The organism is Vibrio sp. Y176, from assembly GCF_033438945.1.
The window spans coordinates 653,079-672,632 of the sequence record NZ_JAWOQS010000001.1; the positions used below are offsets into that span (position 1 = coordinate 653,079).

Here is a 19,554-nt window from a genome sequence, read left to right on the forward strand (position 1 = left end):
CATGACACTTAAAAGTATCGCGTTGTCTCTTTTCATCGCAACATTACTATTCGTCACTTCTGTCACAATGATTGGTGCGGTGTTAATTTCTTATGAAGTAAAGCAGTTCAACACTTACGCGAATAATTTAGCCAAAATAAAACAAAAAGTAATTCTCATGGGGCTATTGACGGAAGCGCAACTCGAGCAATACAAAGGCATGAGCGTGAGTGAAGTAGAAGCGCAAACAGAGCTGAGCTTTCAAGATGCGATTTACTCCCTGTCACCTTATGAAAAACTCAATTACGTTGAAGCTGTTGCACGGAAATCGCTTCATCAGGCTGAAGCGTATTTATCAAATGCGTTCAATCGACAAAATGCCGTTATGTATTTTCGTTCTTATACTGGAAACAAACTCATCTTAGAGAGACCGATTGAAGCGTTAGAGGGAGTGAAAGCCACATTTGATGTTGATTGGTGTAAAAGTAATTATTCTTGTGTGTTAGCTGCGTGGAAAGAGCAACTGACGGACCGGGTATTGTTTTCCCTACCATTTAAAACGACATACTCCGATGACATGGCGATAAGCATCATGAGTCCGGTTTACTTTCAAGGTGAGTTAGTGGGGGAGTTCTCGGAACAATTGTACCTCTCGCCGCTTTACAATGATGGGAAAGCGGTAGATGTTCAAATAGCGAATGGGAACAAGCAAATGGTGATTTATTTCGCTGGCTACCCCTTTCCATCATTCGCGTACACCCAATCATATGTCGCAGACAACAACAATCTTATCGTTTACATGTACCCATTCAGTAAAATTGTATTGGATTACGTGTTCTTGTTTATCATCTTCTTTTTCGTAACCTTAGCGTATTACAACAAAGCTTATGAATCTAAAGAGAGCAAACTTCGCCTCGCGAAAGCACTGACGAACGTGACGAAAGATGATTTAACGGGATTGTTTAACCGCAGAGTCTTTCAAGATAGCGAATTCAAACGTCGTTTGGAAACCGCGCCATATTCCGTCATTGCAATAGATGGCGATAGGATCAAGCGAATCAATGACCATTACGGTCACCATGTAGGGGACGAAGTTATTGGGATTATTGCTGATGCTATGTCTAAAGTGTTTCGAAATAGTGATTATCTAGTTCGAACTGGTGGTGATGAGTTTGTTGCGATTCTGCCGGGTTGCAGTATCAGTCAATCTTCAATATTGGCGAAGAAGCTTCGTAGTGTCGTTAAAGATAACCGACTAAAGACCTTGGATATCGAAGTTAGTGTGAGTACTGGTATCGCGGCGAATGAATTACACGAAACGCTTCAGGACGTTATTGTACGTGCAGATGAAGATCTCTATGAGATGAAAAAACACAGACAAAAGTCCCATTAAGCAGCGCTAGTATTGACTCAATGTTAAGTTACGGAACATAACCATGACATAACTGTTTGATTAATTTGACCAAACAGAATGAGTGGTCTTTTATATTAGAGCAGTCAACAAATAGTGATTGCTCTATTTATTCTCGACCTTACATTTGGTGTCGCACGTGAACAAAGATCTCGACTTAAACTTACTTAAAATACTTGTCTTACTGGATAAGCACCGTCAGCTCAAGCCCGTTGCGAAAGCGATGGGGAAGAGCGAAGCGTCAATTAGCAAATACCTTGCCCGATTGCGACTCCAGCTAAACGATGAATTGTTTATTCGGCATCCTCACCACATGGAACCGACGGACTATTTAAAACGTCAATTACCTAAAATTTCCGATGCACTCGAGAAGCTTGAAACTTGTCTAATTAGAGATGAGTTTGAACCGGAAAATTACGAAAAAGACATCACCATTTGTTTGCCGCAAACCGCTCAATACTCATTTGGGCATTTACTTGCAATGGATTTAATGGCGCTGTTTCCCAAGGCGCACATTTCGATAGCAACGATTACAGAGTATACGATAGAAGAGATAATCCTAGGCAAAGTGGATGCGCAGTTACATTACTTCAACGAGGATGTTCCGAAATCTGTTTATCAGAAGTTCATCGGCTATGCGCCTGCTGTGGTAGTTGTCCCTGAAGAGCTGGGAATTGCCACCCTGGAAGAAGCGGCCAAACTTCCCTTTATCATGTTAGAGATTATCGGTTGGAAAGAGAAAGAGCAGCTCGTTAAGCGTGCAATGGAAAGCCACGGTATGGTCATCAACCGTATTGCGGCTCTAGACAACGTAAGCAGCGTATTGAAGCTAATTAAGCAAAAAAGCGCCGCAACCGTGTTACTTGAATATCAGGCGCCAATTGATGGATATAAATTTATAAGAGTGCCAGAGCATTTTTACCCAGATGGCTGGCCAAAAGTGGTTGTACAGGTGAAGCAAAGCTTAAGACATGATGCAATGCACCAGTTGTTAATCGGTGCTATTGCAAAATACATGAGCGCTTAGCGGCAAAACTCAATGTTTTCTGACTGAGGAATAGTATGCAGAAGTTCAATCAACGTGTCCGCATGGTACTTTTTCAGAATACGCGTTTTGTAGGTGCTGATTGTTTTAGCGCTGAGTGAAAGTTGTTCAGAAATCTTCTTATTTGAGTAGCCTTGTACAAGATAGTGGAACACCATGGCTTCGCGATTTGAAAGTGTTACGTTACCCGACGATGGTGTGTGAGTCGACTTAAACATTGAGTAACCGCGTGAAACACTCACAATTGCGTCGATAATGGTCTCTCTTGTTTCATGTTTGCTTAAGAAGCCGTTTGCACCCATTTCGTACGCTGCTTTAGAAAGACTCGAGTAGTCGCGTGAAGAAACAAATAACAGTCGGCCACGATATCCCGTCGCTAAAATGTTTTTGGCTAAACGCATACCATCGCGATCGCCAAGCACTACGTCTAAAATAATCAAATCAATCTTTTGGCCTCGGACAAGATCCATCACTTCCGCACTGTCAGTGGTTTGAATCACTTCAGCTGCGTTGATTACAGATTCAACTAGAGAAGCAAGTGCTTCGCTATACAATGGTTGAGCGTCGATAATAAGAACATTATTCAAAGTGAACCTCACCTAATACATCAACTAGTGTGCTGTCAGGCGACAGCGCAATTGGATGAATAGGATTGTAGGAAAAACCTTGCTAAGAGGAAGGAAAATGACTCTTTCCAAAAGTGAAAATCAGTGTCTTGATTATGGGAATAGCGATGTCAGGTATTGAAATACCTAGTGATAGGATGATTGCTTAAAACTTACGTTGACAGAAAACTAACAAACTGAAAGTGTTCTTTCAGTGTTCTATGCCTTCAGATTTTCTTGTGATGTTTCTAGCGCTTCGATTTAAACCCGTGTGTTAGCAAGTGCAGTTTTATACCAAGCCACTTGAAGAGAGCTTGTTCTACACCAGGCAGAGCACGGTAGCCAACTTTGTACTGATATCTGTTAGATAGGTTTGGCTATTGACGCTGAACATCACTTCAAATTATTTCTAAACTTTTCATTGACTCGGCCGCTAAAAGTGGAGGTGTTAATTCGCACTTTGGCCACTCATAATTTCGTGTTCAAAAATGAGACAATTTTACATGGTTTGGTATGGAAATGTGCGTTAGCCGTCCTTTTGATGGTTTACAAATTTTGTTGTAACGACTAAAAAGGACTTTTGGATTTTTAGCCAGAGAATGGCTTCTCATGGCGTTTGCATCAAACTTTTTCTGATGCGTATTTTTGGTTGGATAATTGGCTTTATGAGTAACGTAACCAGCACCATTTTGACAGAAAGTGGTACCAATGAGCTTGAAATCATCGAGTTTCATTTAGAAAAAACATTGCCAGATGGCAGCACAAAAACTTGTTATTACGGCATTAACGTTGCGAAAGTACGAGAAGTGATTCGCGTGCCAGAAACAACCGATTATCCAAACGCACAACCTCATATGATTGGTGTGTTCTCATCCAGAGATGTACTGACGCCTTTAGTGGATTTAGCTGGTTGGTTAGGTGTACCAACACGACAAGATCTGGAGCGCAAGTTTGTAATCGTTACGGATTTCAACAAAATGACCAACGGCTTCTTAATTGACAGCATTTCGCGTATTCATCGCATCTCTTGGAATGATGTGGAATCACCAAGTCAGTTTTTGGAAGCGGGCGAACAAGATTGTGTAGTAGCCGTTGTCCGTAAAGAAGGCAACCTGATCATGATTCTCGACTTTGAAAAAATCATCGCAGACATCAACCCAGAATTGAGTATGGAAAAATACGATGTGAAAGGGGACAAGTCGGTGGATCTCAACCAGAGAATGGTCGGTAAGCGTAATGCTAAAACGATCATGGTGGTGGATGACTCAGCATTTATTCGCTCTTTGATCCAAGATACATTAGCTTCTTCAGGCTACAATGTGATCACATGTAAAGACGGTGGTGAGGCGCATGAGAAGTTGATGAGCTTGATCGAGGTTGCGAAAGAAGAAAACTTGCCAGTTAAAGAGCTATTAGATGCGGTGGTTACGGACGTAGAAATGCCTCGAATGGATGGTATGCACTTAGTGAAGAGACTACGAGATACCGAAGCGTTTCATGAAATGCCGATCATTATGTTCTCGTCATTGATGAGTGAGGATAACCGAGCGAAAGCACTATCTCTTGGCGCAAATGATACGATTACCAAGCCAGAGATTGGCCGCATGGTGAATATGATGGATAAATACGTGTTTAACTTTGCGTAAAAAACCGATCAGATGAAACAAATAAGGCTGCCGATTGGCAGCCTTATTTTTATTGAGGGCAGGGAAGAATATCTAAGGTGTAACTCTCGTTTGGAGTCTGCGGTGGCCCATATAAAATTCCGCATTGAGTTAGGCTACTATTTTTATCATCTCTTGCTGAAATGACGACTTTAATGTTGTTAGTCTGAACAATTTTCCAGTCACTATCACCATGCTGATTCTCAAGTTCCGAGACTAATAGAGCTAAGCTTGTTTCATCTGCATCTGGGTAACCGTACCTAAATGTACAGTTAAGAGAGCCATTTAACTCACAGCTTGAGAAAGGCAGACTTTCTGGGCCCTTACCTGAACCTGCGTCGGTGTGTTTATTTGATATATATGGATAATGTTCCAACCCTGCAATCGCCATTTTCCCATAACCCACGCCTAATGCTGACGCAATAGCGCCTTTCATTCCTTCCAAACGTGCTTCACGTGCATCACTTTGAAGGTTTAAAAAGCGTGGCGCGGCAGTGACAGCAAGAATACCGAGCACGACAATAACTACGACTAACTCTATTAGAGTAAATCCCGTTTGTTTTTTCATATTATTTTCACAGCAAGTTAAAGGTAGAAAAACACTGACCGTACACTTGTCTATTGTGTAAATAAGTACGGTAATGATAAATCGATCAATAGTATAAAGAGGTGAGTTGTAAAGTGCTATACCGACGCCGCACTAATTGACTGAATCCATTAAATGCTACGGAGAATTCACGGGTCTAATTCGGCTAGATTTTAAGAGGTCATTAATTCCGCTGAAGAAATGCTGCGTGAACAGGCGAGCATGAATCCTCTTCGATGTAAGCAAACATGTACATCAGCGGAATGAAATACAAAATGCAAATGAGGGCGAACCGCACAAATGGATTGTCTTTTTATTCACTTTGATGAATGCTACGCGGAATTCATATCGCAGTATGCCTGAGGTATTCATCATGCGAATGTGCTTTGGTTTTGTGTTTATTTTTCAAATATAAGAATAATCTAAATGGAATTCGATTCGATAAACTTCCTTGCAATAGGTTTGATATTTCTTGGCTCTTATGTCCAGACCGCAATCGGTTTTGGCTTGGCTATTGTTGCCGCACCTTTACTGATTCTTTGGGCACCAGAATATGTTCCTGCGCCAATCTCTTTAGTCGCGTTGTTTATTTCGTTGATGAATGCGATGAAGCACCGCAGTAGTGTTGAAATCGGCGGTTTAAAGATGGCGTTGATTGGGCGAGTGCCGGGATCAATTGCTGGTGGCTTGCTACTCTTTTTTGTATCTACACAAACTCTCACGCTTTGGATTGGTTTGTTGGTGCTGTTTGCAGTCGTGGTGAGTGTTTTACCGTTTCGGGTTGAGCCTACGCCTTCGCGTATGACATGTGCTGGTTTCTTTTCTGGGTTGTTTGGTACCAGTTCTGCGATTGGAGGCCCTCCGATGGCGTTATTGTTGCAGCATCAAGAAGCGAATCAGTTACGCGGTAATTTATCGGCTTTTTTTGTTTTCAGTTCGATTATTTCACTAATAGTACAAATCCCAGTGGGCTTCTTCACATTGCATCATTTGGTCATTACTATTCCTCTATTACCTGCTGCGGCGCTTGGTTACTGGCTAGCAATGAAAACTACCCAGTCGTTACCAAAAGAAAAGATTCGGTTTGGGGCACTTATGTTGTGTTTTGTGAGTGGCTTTACCGCCGTCGTACAAGCGTTGAGCCAATAATGCCATCTGCATCATAAAGTCACTGCGGGATTGCATTCCTTTTTATGTAAGGCGGACTTGTTTACTTACGCCAAATTGGTCGTTTAGATGGGCGATAGTTTTATGAATAACACTCGTTATGGCACTTTTATGGCAGCATTCTCCTTTGTGATCTGGGGATTGCTACCAATTTATTATCGTTATTTACCAAATGCTTCTATGGATGAGTTGCTAGCATGGCGAATCATTGGGTCTGTACCTGTCGGGTTTCTAATTGTACTTGGGATAACCCGTCGAGGGCTGAATTGGAAAGAAATCTGGCTTGATAAAAAGTCCTTGTGGTACACGTTTGTGGCGAGCAGTTTGATGTGTATTTCTTGGAGTGCGTTCACTTGGGCTTTGACCCATCATCGGGTCATTGATGCCAGCTTAGGCTTCTTTATTGGACCATTAGTATCTGTTGCGCTGGGCGTATTTATTCTTGGGGATAGGCTCTCAAAAGGCAAACTTATTGCAATAGTGCTGGCAACAATTGGTGTTATGTATCAAGTGATTCACTATGGTCAGCTGCCCGTTATCGCACTAACGATGGGGTTGTTCTTTGCTTTGTATGGGCTTTACAAGAAGAAGATAAATTATGACTGGAGTACAACCTTGTTTGTTGAGGCGTTGTTACTGACTCCAGTTGCACTCGCATATTTGCTCTATAAACAATGGGCAACTGGTGAACTGGCTTCGGGCACAGATACCACAACATTGCTTTTGTATTTTGGCAGTGCACCTATCACACTTTTACCACTCGTATTTTATTCTATCGCAATACGTATAACTAATTTATCAACTGTCGGTCTAATGCAATACATCGAGCCAAGCTTGCAGTTTGTGTTGGCAGTTATGTTTTTTGGCGAGTTGTTTGACGAAGTGAAAGCGGTGACCTTTGCATTTATTTGGGTAGGGCTGTTGTTCACAATTTTTGAAAGTATTATCAAAGGGCATCGGCGCAAAAAGCTGGTCAAACACCCCTTATAGTGGTTTCAATATTCTCACATATTAGCTTCTTTATTCTTATGCCCTCCATTCGAGGGCATTTTTAATGTTATGAAGCATTGGCTTTCGTTTTTTGCCCGAATAGAAATCATAACTTGAGATTATTTGACGCATTATCATAATGATACCGCTATAGTTATAGCCAAGTGACACGCTTATATAAGTGAAAACCAGATCAAGAAGGACGACATATGATCACTGCTCTGTATGCCAACATTCTCGCAATACTCATTATTTGGTTGGCTGTTCAAGTAATTAAGCAACGTCGCTTAAATCAAATTGCTTATGCCGATGGTGGGGTAGAGGCTCTACAAATTGCTCGTAGTGCCCAGAGTAATGCGACAGAATATATCCCCATCACCCTGATTTTAATGGCACTTTTAGAATTTAATAGTGCTTACCCAACATGGATACATCTCACCGGTATTATTTTTGTAATTGGTCGAGTTATTCATGCTAAAGGCATATTGAAAAAAGACTTGAAAAAGCGCATTAGAGGGATGCAGGTGACATTTCTGGTGATACTTTCATTGGTTGTGTTAAATATGATTTACCTGCCATACGATAAGTTATGGTAAGTCTGCGACGTTACATTCCACCACCTTGGGTACTCGTTCTGATTGGATTAGTACTGAATATTGGCGCGATCATCGTTACTAGCTTAGTCCTTGATAAGTTGGGTAAACAGCAATCGCAGCTCGCAGAGCAAACAGCAAAAAACTTGTATTCCATCCAACTCGCATGGAACAGTGTGGAAACCCTAGAAAGGAAAAGAGAAGCTTTACTGCTGCATGTGCACATAAGTCAGAGCGTAGCGATACCTTTAGAGCTAGAAGAGGTATTAGCAGGGCATTTATCTTCTTGGGTTCTCAACGAGTCGGATGAAATAAAAATTGATCAACTTCCTCAACTGATGTCAAAGATAAATCAGGCACAAGCTACGTATAGAGACCGCATCGATAATTACTACATTGAGAATGTAGGGCTCAATGAGGTAATGGCAAAGCAGGATGAAAAGATCGCTTGGTACAAGAATATCGGACTCTTCTTGCAAGTATTCGGACTTGCGTTAATCCTTGCACGCGACTTAGCTAGGAAGCAATAAAAGCAAGAGCTAAAGATCAGGTTTATTGCGAAATGCCAATGGTAGTTTGCAAATTGCAATTTATTCTGTGAGCAAACAGTAGCTATTGGTTAAGTTTTAATGAAAGTGATTAAATAACAACCTGTTTTTGTGCGCTGAAAAGTTGGCACGCCTCATGCTTTAGTATGAGTGACCCTTTCTAAGCCGAGGGTCACCTAGCCAACTGACGTTGTTAGTGAACCATCTTGTTCACAAATATATACAGCCAATCACGACTCCTTGTGGTTGGCTTTTTTTTATGCAGTCTAGAACTGTGCTTTAATCCAGATCATGCGATGGTCGGAAGATACATCCTTACCATCACCATACTTACCGATACGTGCATCGTTAAATAGTTTACGGCCTTCTTCATAAGACGCTGACCAGTACACACCAGAGTCTATTACATTCAAATTTGCTGAAGGCAAGGCATAGTCTACCCCTAAGCCAAACGTTGAAGTGATGCGATTCGGATATGGGTGAGTTGAACTGCGGTCAACAGCGTGTTCAGCTGCACCAAAGCTTGTTGGGTAAAGCTCACCATTCATCACGGTTTGATTAACCAATGGATCGTTGTGCAGCTCTTGCATTACAGAGCTAATACCGTCACCAGCCACTGGATCAAGGTTTTGATCACCCATCATTACGAATTTAGTGCCGTTCGTTAAGCCACCTGTTTTACCCGCATCGTCGTAAAAATAGTCTTTGCCTTGAATGTAATGATGCCAAAACTCCACTTCTGCTGCGTTTTGCGCTTTGTTTTTACCGGTGTCGAATACTGGTGGAGTAGGATGAGACATCAACAAGTGTACAACTTCCTCGCCATTGCGAGTTGGAATGATGATTGGCGCGTCGACGTGATTTTTCGAAGATAGACGCACTTGATCCCATTCTTCCGCTGAGTACCATTCATCACCACACTTCATGCCGTCTGGAATCTTTTGCGAACCGTCACAGATAGTAATGGTTGGAATTGTCGCACCTTCCATATCTTTCCACTTAAATGCTTGGAATGTACGTGTGTTTGCCGTGTCAATTTTATACTTAGACATAAGGGCAAATGCATATTGACCATGGTACATGCCAAAGCCCCATGCATCACCTGGCATTTGACCTGCGGTTCCGTTGTTGTCGAGATCAAACTCACTCAACAACCCTGTATTAGTTGAATAAGATTCAGCATAAGGGTATTCAATAGGCTCAAGGTTTGCTTCACCGCCCGCGCCATTGATGCTTTGCGCGACAGACAAGTAGTTCTTCTGGAATCCTTCAATGGCTGCTTTGTTTTCGCCTGTTCCGTCGTTGTTGTATTCCGCCATCATAAGAACATCAGGACGATTCTTTTGAATGATTGCTGCAACGTTACGAATTTGAATGACTTTTTCCGCAGTGGTTTTGTCTTCGGCTGCGATTGAACCGTCTAAATAAGAGGTGACCAACGCAGTTTGCTGCGTTGGTTCAATTTGCATTTCACCTACCAAAGTTTCGAAGGTAGCGCGGTCAAAAGAGAGGTTGTAAGTCGCTATTTTTACTTCTTTAGGCTGAACATTGACGTATTCAGTATCGTCATTACATCCAGATAGTAGAGCGGCGCCAACAAGGACAGCGATAGAGGTTTTGATTGCTTTCATGGGTACGTCATACCTTATAATTAATTCGGCTGAATATTAAAGTCATCAGTCATTGTTTTAAGCGATATTAGTCACACAAACGTTTTCATATTTACATGTTCAATTAGTTTTTGTGTGATTTGTGCAATAAATGCAACACTTTCAACACCAGAAGGTTATATGTAAATTGTTAAAAAACGGTGTCGTTATTGATGCGAAATAGAGAGTCCGCCACCGTTAAAAAGAAAAGCGTAGAATTTAAGCGTGCATGAGATGTTTTGAGTTGTATGCTTATCACCGTGTTTTATTTTTTATGTTCAAATTTCTGTATATAATAAGCAGTCAATCAGAAGTGAGGACGACCTCACCGCTCTATCTTTTCTCGGGGACGACCCCATCTCGTTGGGAAATGTGACATGGCTTGGGGAATTCTCTTCATTGCGGGCTTGTGTGAAATCGCATGGGCTGTCGGTCTTAAATATTCACAAGGGTTTACCAAATTCGGTGCTTCGGCATTCACTATTGTCTTTATGTTATTGAGCTTTTGGTTGCTTGGCATTGCGTTAAGAACCTTGCCTTTAGGCATTGCTTATGGCGTATGGGTAGGGATTGGCGCAATAGGCACGGCAGTCGTGAGTATTTATCTGTTCAATGAGCCAGCAACACTTATCAAAGCCTTAAGCTTGCTAATGATTGTCGCTGGTATCGCAGGGTTAAAAATATCAGCTTAACGTTAGGCTAAACACAAAACAGCCAGAGTCACTCTGGCTGTTTTTCTAAATGTCGTGTTTACGGTTCTGGGTAGGTATATCAAGCGTTGCGCTTAATAAAAGGTAACCGTAAGTGATGACCAAACGCATTAATTAATGCGCCTGTAACAATCAGACCGCCACCGACGTACGTCCAAATGATCGGAACCTCGCCAAAGAAAATGATGCCCAACAACACAGAAAATACGATCTGAATATACGAATAAGCGGAGGCTTTACCCGCTTGTTGAGTTTGCATCGCTTTGGTTAACCCCAATTGCCCAATTTGGGTAAAGACACCAACTAGAACCAACATGAAAGTCAGATATAGATCGGGCATTACAAAATCGTCGCCAATCAGTAAGAGTGAAGCGGGGAGAGCAACCAACGGGAAATAGAAAATGATCACTGAGCTGTCTTCTGTCTGACTCAGTTTTCTGACAATGACGTAGGCAATTGAGCTACCAAACGCGCCTAAGATCGCAATCATGACGCTAAACATTGGTAAAGCGCTATCTGAGCCTTGCCCAGTTTCTGGGCTTACCATGATATAGATGCCGAGTAAGCACAACGCAATACAAAGGAAAGTTGACGGCTGGATGCGCTCTTTCAAGAAAAATACGGCGAGTAGTGCAGTAAATACCGGATGAATATATTGGAATATCGTCGCTTCTGCCAAAGGTAAGGTGGTCACTGAATAATATACACACATCAGAGCCATCGTGCCCACAGCACCGCGCGCAAATAGTAATGGCTTATTATTGCCCCATACAGAAATTCGTTTTCGCTTTACATCGAAATAACTAATGATAAGTGAAACGAGCGCTCTTGCTGCAACGATTTCAAAAACGGGGATACCGTAGTTGCCGACGTGCTTTACTGTAGCCGACATCAGAGCAAAGCCGAACGCGGAAAGCACCATAAAGCGCACACCGATGGGAATCATAGTGTTGAATGAATTGGACATTTTACTGCTCATTTGTTGCGACAGATCTCACTTTAGCATACTTAGTTAGCGATTAAATCCTCTCAACTCAAACACTTCTGTCGACAAGATGAATAAACAGTAGAATACGTAGCAATTAATCTGCCTCTCTCAGCGTAACAATAAAAACTCGATATTTAAGGAGCTTACATGATCCCGATAAAAGCAACGCATGTTTCAGGCGTTGTCATTTCAAAAATTGATGGCATAGAAAAAATGCTGTTACTCAAACGCGTAAAAGGTGGCTATTGGTGCCATGTTGCAGGTGGTATCGAAGCGGGTGAAGCCGGGTGGCAAACCATTTTAAGAGAGTTAAAAGAAGAGACACTAATTGACCAAGTTGAGTTACATACAGCAGACTTTCTAGAGCAGTTCTACGAAGCAAAAAATAACCGTATCATGGTTATCCCATGTTTTGTGCTATTTTGTCCGCCTAACCAATCAGTTGTTCTCAACGAAGAGCATACAGAGTATCGCTGGTGTACGCTTGAAGAAGCTAAGCAGCTGGCTCCGTTTGCCAATCAGCATCACCTCTATGAACATGTATGGAAACATTATGTAGATGTGGCATCACTAACGCCATTTACGCTGATCGATCAAAAGGGCTAAATGAACGGCAACGGCTTTGATTAGTTTTTATAGAGAGGTTTGTTCTCATAAAATGAAGCGTTAGGATTTGCGCTGAGCGTTCACAATAAAAAGGAATAACATCTATGGATGAAGTCACATGCCAAGAGACGTATCAAGGAAATCACTTACAGAAGCGTTTTTCCGTCTCGCAAAGGGTCTCAATTGAGCCCCTCAACACGAAACACGCGTCCGCTTTACTAGAGGTTGTGAACACTCACCGAGAGAGCCTTGAGGGCTATCTACCTTGGACGGATTCTGTCACGAATCATAGAGAGGCCGTTAACTACATTTCCCAGCGAGTGAACAGTAACGCGCTGGATTCCCACTGGTGTGCAATTTATTTTGATGAGCAGCTTACGGGTGTTATTGGCATTAAAGGTGTGGATTTACATACACGTGTTACTGAAATTGGCTACTGGCTTGCCAATAATGGGCGAGGCCATCGTGTGATTGATCAAGTACTCGCAGTATTGATCCCTTTTTTGAAGCAGAAAGGGCACGCACAATTCATTCAGTTCCATTGTATGGAAGATAACATCGCTAGCATCAATATTGCTGAGCGTGCAGGCGCCACATTAAAAGAATACGTTGATCATGAGTTCGATATGCTTGACCGCTCTCAACGACTAGGCATTTATGAACTACGTTTGATGTAGTATCCACCCCAGAAATATTTTAATCAGAGTTCGAACTCTAACTTCACGAGCGCTACAATAGTAACATTGTTGCGCTCGTGTTAACTTGGGGCGTCATTGGCAGAAACTAGGCTAGGAGAAGCATCATGAACGCAATCACAGAGGTTGAAGTAGATAACTTGTTACAGCAAAGCCTCGAACGCTTAAAAGCGGCATATGCAGCCGAGCCTTATCCTAGTTTGGATGAACGTAAACAGCGCCTCGTTTTGTTAAAAAAATCGCTGCTTGAGAACAAACAAGCGCTGGTTGAAGCGTTAAGTGACGATTTTGGCTATCGCTCAGAATTTGATACCGCTATGACCGACGTTTTGCCAACGGTCTCGCATATTAATTATACCCTCAAACGACTAAAAAAATGGTGCAAACCCAGCAAGCGCGAATCCGGCTTATTGCTCGCACCTTCTAAAGTCACCGTTCAGTATCAACCGTTAGGTGTCGTCGGGATCATTTCACCGTGGAACTTTCCTGTGATTTTGAGCCTTGCGCCTTTAGTGACAGCATTGGCTGCTGGCAACCGCGTGATGATGAAGCTCAGCGAATTTACGCCAAAAACCAATAAAGTCATCATCGATATTTGCCGTGGGTTGTCTGAGTATGTCGAAGTTTTTGAGGGTGAAGCAGACGTCGCACAAGCATTCAGCCAACTGCCATTCGATCACCTTTTGTTCACGGGTTCTACGAGTGTTGGTCGCGCAGTGGCAAAAGCGGCAGCGGAAAACCTTACCCCGGTGACGTTAGAGTTGGGTGGAAAGTCCCCGGTGATCATTGCAAAAGATGCAGACATGAAGAAAGCCGTTGATGCTATCTTGTTTGGTAAATGCATTAATGCAGGCCAGATTTGTGTCGCGCCTGACTACGCATTTGTACCGCAAGAACGTGTCGAAGAGTTCATTTCGCTATTCTTAAAACGTTTTGAAAAGCTCTATTTAAAATCCAACAAGAATCAAAAGCTGACCCATATTGTCAACCAACGACAATATGATCGTTTGACTGCGCTACTTGAGGATGCAAAAGCGCAAGGTGCTAACCTTCACACTGTTGAAGCGTCGCCCCAAGAGGAACGACTTCTGTATCCTCATTTGGTCACGGATGTGTCGCCGAATATGCGAATCATGCAAGAGGAGATCTTCGGGCCATTTCTACCTGTTAAGCCCTACAATGCGGTTGATGAAGCGATTGATTACATTAATCAGCGCCAAAGACCACTTGCGCTGTATGTTATGTCGGACGACAAATCGACCATCAAACATATTGTACGCAACACCCACAGTGGTGGCGTCGGCGTTAATGATACGGTTTTACATGTTGGCGCTGAAGATGCGCCTTTTGGTGGCGTTGGTGAATCGGGTATTGGGCATTATCACGGAGAGGAAGGATTCAGAACTTTTAGTCATGCGAAAACCATTCTTCACACACCGAAATGGTTGCCAAGAACGAGCGTATTAATGCGCCGTAGGGCTATGGCGATAAAAGCGATCCAAAAGATCTTTGTTCGATAATAATTATGATTTGATTGATAAAAAACCGCCCGAATAGGCGGTTTTTTGTTTCTATATGCTCTGAAACGCTGGGCACCAAAGTCCGAGAAACTTCCATCGCGTGCTACCAACAAAACAAAGAAAGGCTCTTGTTGAAAGAGCCTTGTTCAGGAAATGTCGAAATATCTTGGCAAGTTTAATGCAGAACTTCACTGCTGAATCTTAGATATCTACAGTCGTTCATCAGTTCTTTAAACGCCTTTCGGTCCAGCTTAATCAGAGTTTCATGATCGCCAGCTTCAAGGTAGACATGTTCCAAGTTTGCTAGTCTTTCATCGCAAACTGTCGACATGTGGTAAGGGCTACCAATCGGTGGAATAGCGCCGTGTTCACAATCGGTGAAGAGTCGGTAAACCATACGCTCTTTCACCAAGTGGAAGGTGGCATTAAATTCGTCGTTTAATCTCGACAAACTGATTTTGTTGTTGGCAGGTAAGACCGCCATCATATGACGCCCTTCATGATCCTCTAGAATCACACCTTTTGCGATATTCATTAAAGGCACACCTGCTGCAACACCACTTTGTAGCGAGCTATGACTGTGGCTGTGATTCACAGTTTGAAAGTGAATGTTATGCTCAGTCAAATATTCATCTAATCGGGTTGCAATCGTCATATAGCCTCCACGTGTATGAGACCCATAAAAAGTATAGGTTAGTCGGGCGACAATCGCGCATTTTACTCGGCGACACTGACGCTCTTTACGCTCCTGTTCTACGCTTATTGCAAGCCAGCGAGAAAGCATGGTTAACAATAATAAATAGGGGGCAACATAAGCAAGCCAATCATCGCTGATAACAAGCCGATCAAAGTAGAGTTGAAAGCTGGGCAAGAATATTACTTCTGCCGATGTGGGCGTTCTAAAAAACAACCTTACTGCGATGGGTCTCATTCGGGAACCGGCTTAAAGCCAATGAGCTTTAGTGCGGAAAAAGACGAAGATGCCTATCTCTGCCAATGTAAGCATACCGCCAATGCTCCTTTTTGTGATGGTACACACAAGCGATTTACCGCAGAGCAAGTCGGTAAAGAGGGACCGGAACAAAAGCGAGAGAAAAGAGACAAACCAACGGCGTCTGCTACTCAAGAAGAACCAACCCTCGAGTTTATCCACCAATTAGCGAGAGAAGGACTCTCTAAACTCGGTCATCATGGTCCGATGGCTGCAATGGGGGTTCCTAGGCATTTGCTACCACATTGGGATGCTATACAAATTATGGTGGCGCAAATGGCGACACAACCGTTGTTGGAAGACGTTGCTGTGTCTACCGAGTTGATTGTGGGACCAAACGCGCGTAAGCCGCTCAGACTCGCCATTCCTTTGTTGGTGTCGGACATGAGTTTTGGCGCACTTTCTGAAGAGGCGAAAATTGCACTAGCAAAAGGTGCAGAGTTGGCAGGGACTGGGATTTGCTCTGGTGAGGGTGGCATGTTACCGGAAGAGCAAGCCGCCAATTCACGGTATTTCTATGAGCTTGCTAGTGCTCAATTTGGCTACGACGAATCTAAGCTTCTTAATGTTCAGGCGTTTCACTTCAAAGGCGGGCAAGGAGCAAAAACGGGCACGGGTGGTCATCTGCCTGCAAATAAAAATGTAGGTAAGATCTCTCAGGTGAGAGGCATCCCCGAGGGACAACCAGCGATATCACCACCAACGTTCAAAGATCTTCACACTACTCACGATTTCAGAAAGTTTGCTGACAGAGTTCGTGGCATCACAGGCGGTATTCCAATTGGATTTAAACTCAGTGCCAACCATATTGAGCAAGACATTCAGTTTGCGCTTGATGCTGGGGCTGATTACATCATCTTAGATGGTCGCGGTGGTGGCACGGGTGCGGCGCCAACTATGTTCCGTGATCATATTAGTGTGCCCACCATTCCTGCATTAGCTCGTGCACGTAAGTATTTAGATGAAAAAGGTGCAAGTGACCGCGTCACATTAATCATCACCGGTGGGTTGCGAGTTCCTACGGATTTTGTCAAAGCGTTGGCACTTGGAGCAGACGGAGTAGCGATAGCAAACAGTGCGATGCAATCGATCGGTTGTGTCGCGGCTCGCATCTGCAACACCAATAATTGCCCGGCAGGCATTGCGACACAAAATGCCGATTTGAGGCAGCGTCTCGACGTTGAAAAGTCATCCCAGCAACTGAAAAATTTCTTCGAATCTTCGGTTGAGCTCATGAAAGTCATGGCGAGGGCGTGTGGTCATCACGCTCTGAATGAATTTAGTCATCATGATTTAGCTACCTGGGATCACAACATGGCGAGGCTGTCTGGGATTAAGTATTCAGGTATGGACTTAAACTGATCTCTATCCATATTTTCTGCATATAGGTACATGTTTGATAACAATTATTTATTCGCTGAAATGTTTGAAATTTTGACTTGGCGTTAACTAAAAAAACAGTGTATGAACTACGCTGTTTGAGGTGGATATTCGATTTATTGAATAACAAAGAGTGGTTACCACAACCACGACACGAAGGAGCATTATATGAGCAAAGCAAACGGCGGTTCGGTAGGTAAATGTCCAGTTATGCATGGTGGGCAAACATCTACAGATAAGTCGGTGATGGATTGGTGGCCGAATGCCTTGAACTTAGACATCCTGCATCAACACGACTCCAAAACCAACCCATTTGGTCAGGACTTTAATTACAAAGAAGAACTGGAAAAGCTAGATGTCGAAGCACTTAAAAAAGATTTAAAAGATTTAATGACTGATAGCCAAGACTGGTGGCCTGCCGACTGGGGACACTACGGTGGTTTAATGATCCGAATGGCATGGCATGCAGCGGGCAGTTATCGTATTGCAGATGGCCGTGGCGGTGCTGCTACAGGCAACCAACGCTTTGCTCCTCTCAACTCTTGGCCAGACAACGCCAACCTCGATAAGGCTCGACGCCTTTTATGGCCAATCAAGAAAAAATATGGCAACAAACTAAGTTGGGCAGACCTGATTGTCCTTGCCGGTAACATGGCGTACGAATCCATGGGTTTTAAGACCTTTGGCTTTGCGTTTGGACGAGAGGACATTTGGCACCCAGAAAAAGACACTTACTGGGGCTCTGAGCAAGAATGGTTAGCCACAAGTGACGCTGATAACAGCCGCTACTCTGGTGAGCGAGATTTAGAAAACCCGCTTGCTGCGGTAATGATGGGTCTTATCTATGTGAACCCTGAAGGGGTAGACGGTAACCCAGATCCTCTCAAAACAGCACATGACATGCGAGTGACCTTTGCGCGAATGGCAATGAACGATGAAGAAACCGTCGCGCTCACAGCTGGTGGTCACACGGTGGGTAAGTGTCATGGTAATGGTGATGCCGCAAACCTTGGCCCAGAGCCCGAAGCAGCAGACGTTCATGAGCAAGGTCTTGGCTGGATTAATCACAAAACACGTGGTATTGGTCGTGACACGGTAACGAGTGGCATTGAAGGTGCTTGGACAACACACCCTACACAATGGGACTACGGATACTTCCACCTACTATTTAAGTATGACTGGGAACTGAAAAAGAGCCCAGCAGGTGCATGGCAATGGGAGCCAATCGACATTGAAGAAGAAGACAAGCCTGCCGATGTTGAAGACGGTTCTAAGCGCTACAATCCAATCATGACCGACGCCGATATGGCGCTCAAAATGGACCCTGAATATCGTAAGATTGCAGAAAAGTTCCAAAATGACCCTGCGTACTTTGATGACGTTTTTGCTCGTGCCTGGTTTAAGTTGACACACCGCGATCTAGGACCAAAATCATGTTATTTCGGCCCTGATGTGCCAAGCGAAGCTCTTATTTGGCAAGACCCAACGCCCGCAGGTAAGACAGACTACGATGTTGATTTAGTAAAAACAAAAATCGAAGCAAGTGGCCTATCCATTAGTGAGTTAGTAAGTACGGCGTGGGATAGTGCGCGTACTTACCGTGGCTCTGACCGCCGAGGCGGTGCAAATGGCGCGAGAATTCGCTTGGCTCCGCAAAAAGATTGGCAAGGGAACGAACCTGAACGTCTAAGCCGTGTTCTTGCTGTGCTAGAAAAAATAGCAGCAGAAGAGGGCTGTAGTGTTGCAGACGCTATCGTGCTTGCTGGGAACGTAGGTATTGAACTGGCTGCGCGTGCCGCAGGTCATAATGTTTCCGTACCATTCGCGCCAGGCCGAGGTGATGCCACCCAAGAGATGACGGATGTGGAATCGTTCGAAGTACTTGAGCCTGTTGCTGACGGTTTCCGAAATTGGTTGAAGAAAGACTACGCGGTTAAGCCAGAAGAGCTTTTATTAGATCGTGCTCAGCTTATGGGGCTAACGGCGCCAGAAATGACGGTACTTATCGGTGGTATGCGTGTTCTAGGCAGTAACTACGGCGGTGGAAAAGAGGGCGTATTTACTGACCGAGTAGGCACTTTGTCGAATGATTTCTTCGTGAACCTTACTGACATGGCATATACGTGGAAACCAGTGAGTGCTAATCAATATGAAATCCGTGATCGTAAAACCGACGCTGTGAAGTGGACGGCAACCCGTGTGGATCTTGTCTTTGGTTCAAACTCGATCCTGCGTTCGTATGCGGAAGTGTATGCGCAAGATGATAATCAGGAAAAATTCATCCATGACTTCATCGCCGCATGGACGAAAGTCATGAACGCGGATCGTTTTGACTTGCAATAAGTGAAACGATGCCCGTCGGTAGATGGGTTGATGAATAAGTAAGAGAGGCGGGCGAAAAGCTCGCCTTTTTCTTTACCTATCTTT

Annotated in this window: 18 protein-coding genes; 13 read left to right on the top strand and 5 right to left on the bottom strand. The window is 43.6% G+C overall.

Translation table 11 applies throughout. From position 1 onward, the window contains the following. Position 1: 1 nt before the first annotated feature. On the top strand, positions 2 to 1,372 hold the full coding sequence (locus R7O13_RS02815) for a GGDEF domain-containing protein (protein ID WP_005376517.1): 1,371 nt from the start codon (positions 2 to 4) through the stop codon (positions 1,370 to 1,372). A gap of 157 nt (positions 1,373 to 1,529) precedes the next feature. Next, a complete protein-coding gene (locus tag R7O13_RS02820) occupies positions 1,530 to 2,417 on the top strand; it encodes a LysR family transcriptional regulator (protein ID WP_005376516.1) in 888 nt (295 codons plus the stop codon). Here R7O13_RS02820 and R7O13_RS02825 read toward each other — a convergent pair. Further along, entirely contained in the window at positions 2,414 to 3,022 is a 609-nt protein-coding gene (locus tag R7O13_RS02825; protein ID WP_017821556.1) for a response regulator transcription factor, read from the bottom strand. The two genes, R7O13_RS02820 and R7O13_RS02825, sit on opposite strands and share 4 nt — an antisense overlap. Positions 3,023 to 3,705: 683 nt before the next feature. Between R7O13_RS02825 and R7O13_RS02830 the strand changes: the two genes are divergently transcribed. Beyond that, complete coding sequence (locus R7O13_RS02830) at positions 3,706 to 4,686, top strand: chemotaxis protein (protein WP_025998672.1); 981 nt, start codon at positions 3,706 to 3,708, stop codon at positions 4,684 to 4,686. Positions 4,687 to 4,735: 49 nt separating this feature from the next. Here the strand turns inward: R7O13_RS02830 and R7O13_RS02835 are convergent, their stop codons facing one another. Further along, positions 4,736 to 5,272: a prepilin-type N-terminal cleavage/methylation domain-containing protein gene (locus tag R7O13_RS02835; protein ID WP_154204316.1), complete on the bottom strand. Its 537-nt coding sequence runs from the start codon at positions 5,270 to 5,272 to the stop codon at positions 4,736 to 4,738. A 444-nt stretch (positions 5,273 to 5,716) separates the two neighbouring features. Between R7O13_RS02835 and R7O13_RS02840 the strand changes: the two genes are divergently transcribed. The 4 genes from R7O13_RS02840 (at position 5,717) to R7O13_RS02855 (ending at position 8,570) form a co-directional block, all read left to right on the top strand. Further along, positions 5,717 to 6,439 carry a sulfite exporter TauE/SafE family protein gene (locus R7O13_RS02840; RefSeq protein WP_318302935.1) on the top strand — a complete coding sequence of 241 codons (723 nt, stop codon included), beginning with the start codon at positions 5,717 to 5,719 and terminating at the stop codon, positions 6,437 to 6,439. 102 nt (positions 6,440 to 6,541) lie between these two features. Next, a complete protein-coding gene (gene rarD, locus R7O13_RS02845) occupies positions 6,542 to 7,447 on the top strand; it encodes an EamA family transporter RarD (RefSeq protein WP_031778926.1) in 906 nt (301 codons plus the stop codon). A 209-nt stretch (positions 7,448 to 7,656) separates the two neighbouring features. Further along, positions 7,657 to 8,043 carry an MAPEG family protein gene (locus R7O13_RS02850; protein WP_005376510.1) on the top strand — a complete coding sequence of 129 codons (387 nt, stop codon included), beginning with the start codon at positions 7,657 to 7,659 and terminating at the stop codon, positions 8,041 to 8,043. After that, the gene (locus tag R7O13_RS02855) at positions 8,037 to 8,570 is read left to right on the top strand and encodes a DNA mismatch repair protein (protein WP_318302937.1); all 534 of its coding nucleotides are present in this window, start codon (positions 8,037 to 8,039) and stop codon (positions 8,568 to 8,570) included. The genes R7O13_RS02850 and R7O13_RS02855 overlap by 7 nt, the downstream gene beginning before the upstream one ends. A 284-nt stretch (positions 8,571 to 8,854) precedes the next feature. Here R7O13_RS02855 and R7O13_RS02860 read toward each other — a convergent pair whose 3' ends face one another. Further along, positions 8,855 to 10,219, bottom strand: a complete 1,365-nt coding sequence (locus tag R7O13_RS02860) for an endonuclease/exonuclease/phosphatase family protein (RefSeq protein WP_318302939.1) — start codon at positions 10,217 to 10,219, stop codon at positions 8,855 to 8,857. A gap of 395 nt (positions 10,220 to 10,614) precedes the next feature. On the opposite strand from R7O13_RS02860, the gene R7O13_RS02865 reads away from it, so the two are divergent. Next, complete coding sequence (locus R7O13_RS02865) at positions 10,615 to 10,929, top strand: DMT family transporter (RefSeq protein ID WP_005376506.1); 315 nt, start codon at positions 10,615 to 10,617, stop codon at positions 10,927 to 10,929. 79 nt (positions 10,930 to 11,008) lie between these two features. On the opposite strand, the gene R7O13_RS02870 is transcribed toward R7O13_RS02865, so the two are convergent. Beyond that, positions 11,009 to 11,914, bottom strand: coding sequence for a DMT family transporter (locus R7O13_RS02870; RefSeq protein WP_005376505.1), 906 nt, complete (start codon positions 11,912 to 11,914; stop codon positions 11,009 to 11,011). Positions 11,915 to 12,082: 168 nt separating this feature from the next. On the opposite strand from R7O13_RS02870, the gene R7O13_RS02875 reads away from it, so the two are divergent. The 3 genes from R7O13_RS02875 to R7O13_RS02885 all read left to right on the top strand — a co-directional run bounded on the left by R7O13_RS02875 (position 12,083) and on the right by R7O13_RS02885 (position 14,756). Continuing rightward, a complete protein-coding gene (locus R7O13_RS02875; protein ID WP_005376504.1) occupies positions 12,083 to 12,541 on the top strand; it encodes an NUDIX hydrolase in 459 nt (152 codons plus the stop codon). A 104-nt stretch (positions 12,542 to 12,645) separates the two neighbouring features. Further along, positions 12,646 to 13,218, top strand: coding sequence for a GNAT family N-acetyltransferase (locus R7O13_RS02880; protein ID WP_318302941.1), 573 nt, complete (start codon positions 12,646 to 12,648; stop codon positions 13,216 to 13,218). A 125-nt stretch (positions 13,219 to 13,343) separates the two neighbouring features. Beyond that, entirely contained in the window at positions 13,344 to 14,756 is a 1,413-nt protein-coding gene (locus R7O13_RS02885; RefSeq protein WP_054577837.1) for a coniferyl aldehyde dehydrogenase, read from the top strand. Positions 14,757 to 14,931: 175 nt separating this feature from the next. Here the strand turns inward: R7O13_RS02885 and R7O13_RS02890 are convergent, their stop codons facing one another. After that, positions 14,932 to 15,411, bottom strand: a complete 480-nt coding sequence (locus R7O13_RS02890) for an aminoacyl-tRNA deacylase (protein WP_005376501.1) — start codon at positions 15,409 to 15,411, stop codon at positions 14,932 to 14,934. 156 nt (positions 15,412 to 15,567) lie between these two features. Here R7O13_RS02890 and R7O13_RS02895 point away from each other — a divergent pair, with 156 nt between their 5' ends. Both R7O13_RS02895 and katG read left to right on the top strand, forming a co-directional pair. Further along, entirely contained in the window at positions 15,568 to 17,109 is a 1,542-nt protein-coding gene (locus R7O13_RS02895) for a glutamate synthase-related protein (RefSeq protein ID WP_318303097.1), read from the top strand. A 186-nt stretch (positions 17,110 to 17,295) separates the two neighbouring features. After that, positions 17,296 to 19,470 (top strand): catalase/peroxidase HPI, encoded by a 2,175-nt coding sequence (katG, locus tag R7O13_RS02900; RefSeq protein ID WP_318302944.1) that lies wholly within the window; start codon positions 17,296 to 17,298, stop codon positions 19,468 to 19,470. The last annotated feature ends 84 nt before the right edge of the window (positions 19,471 to 19,554 follow it).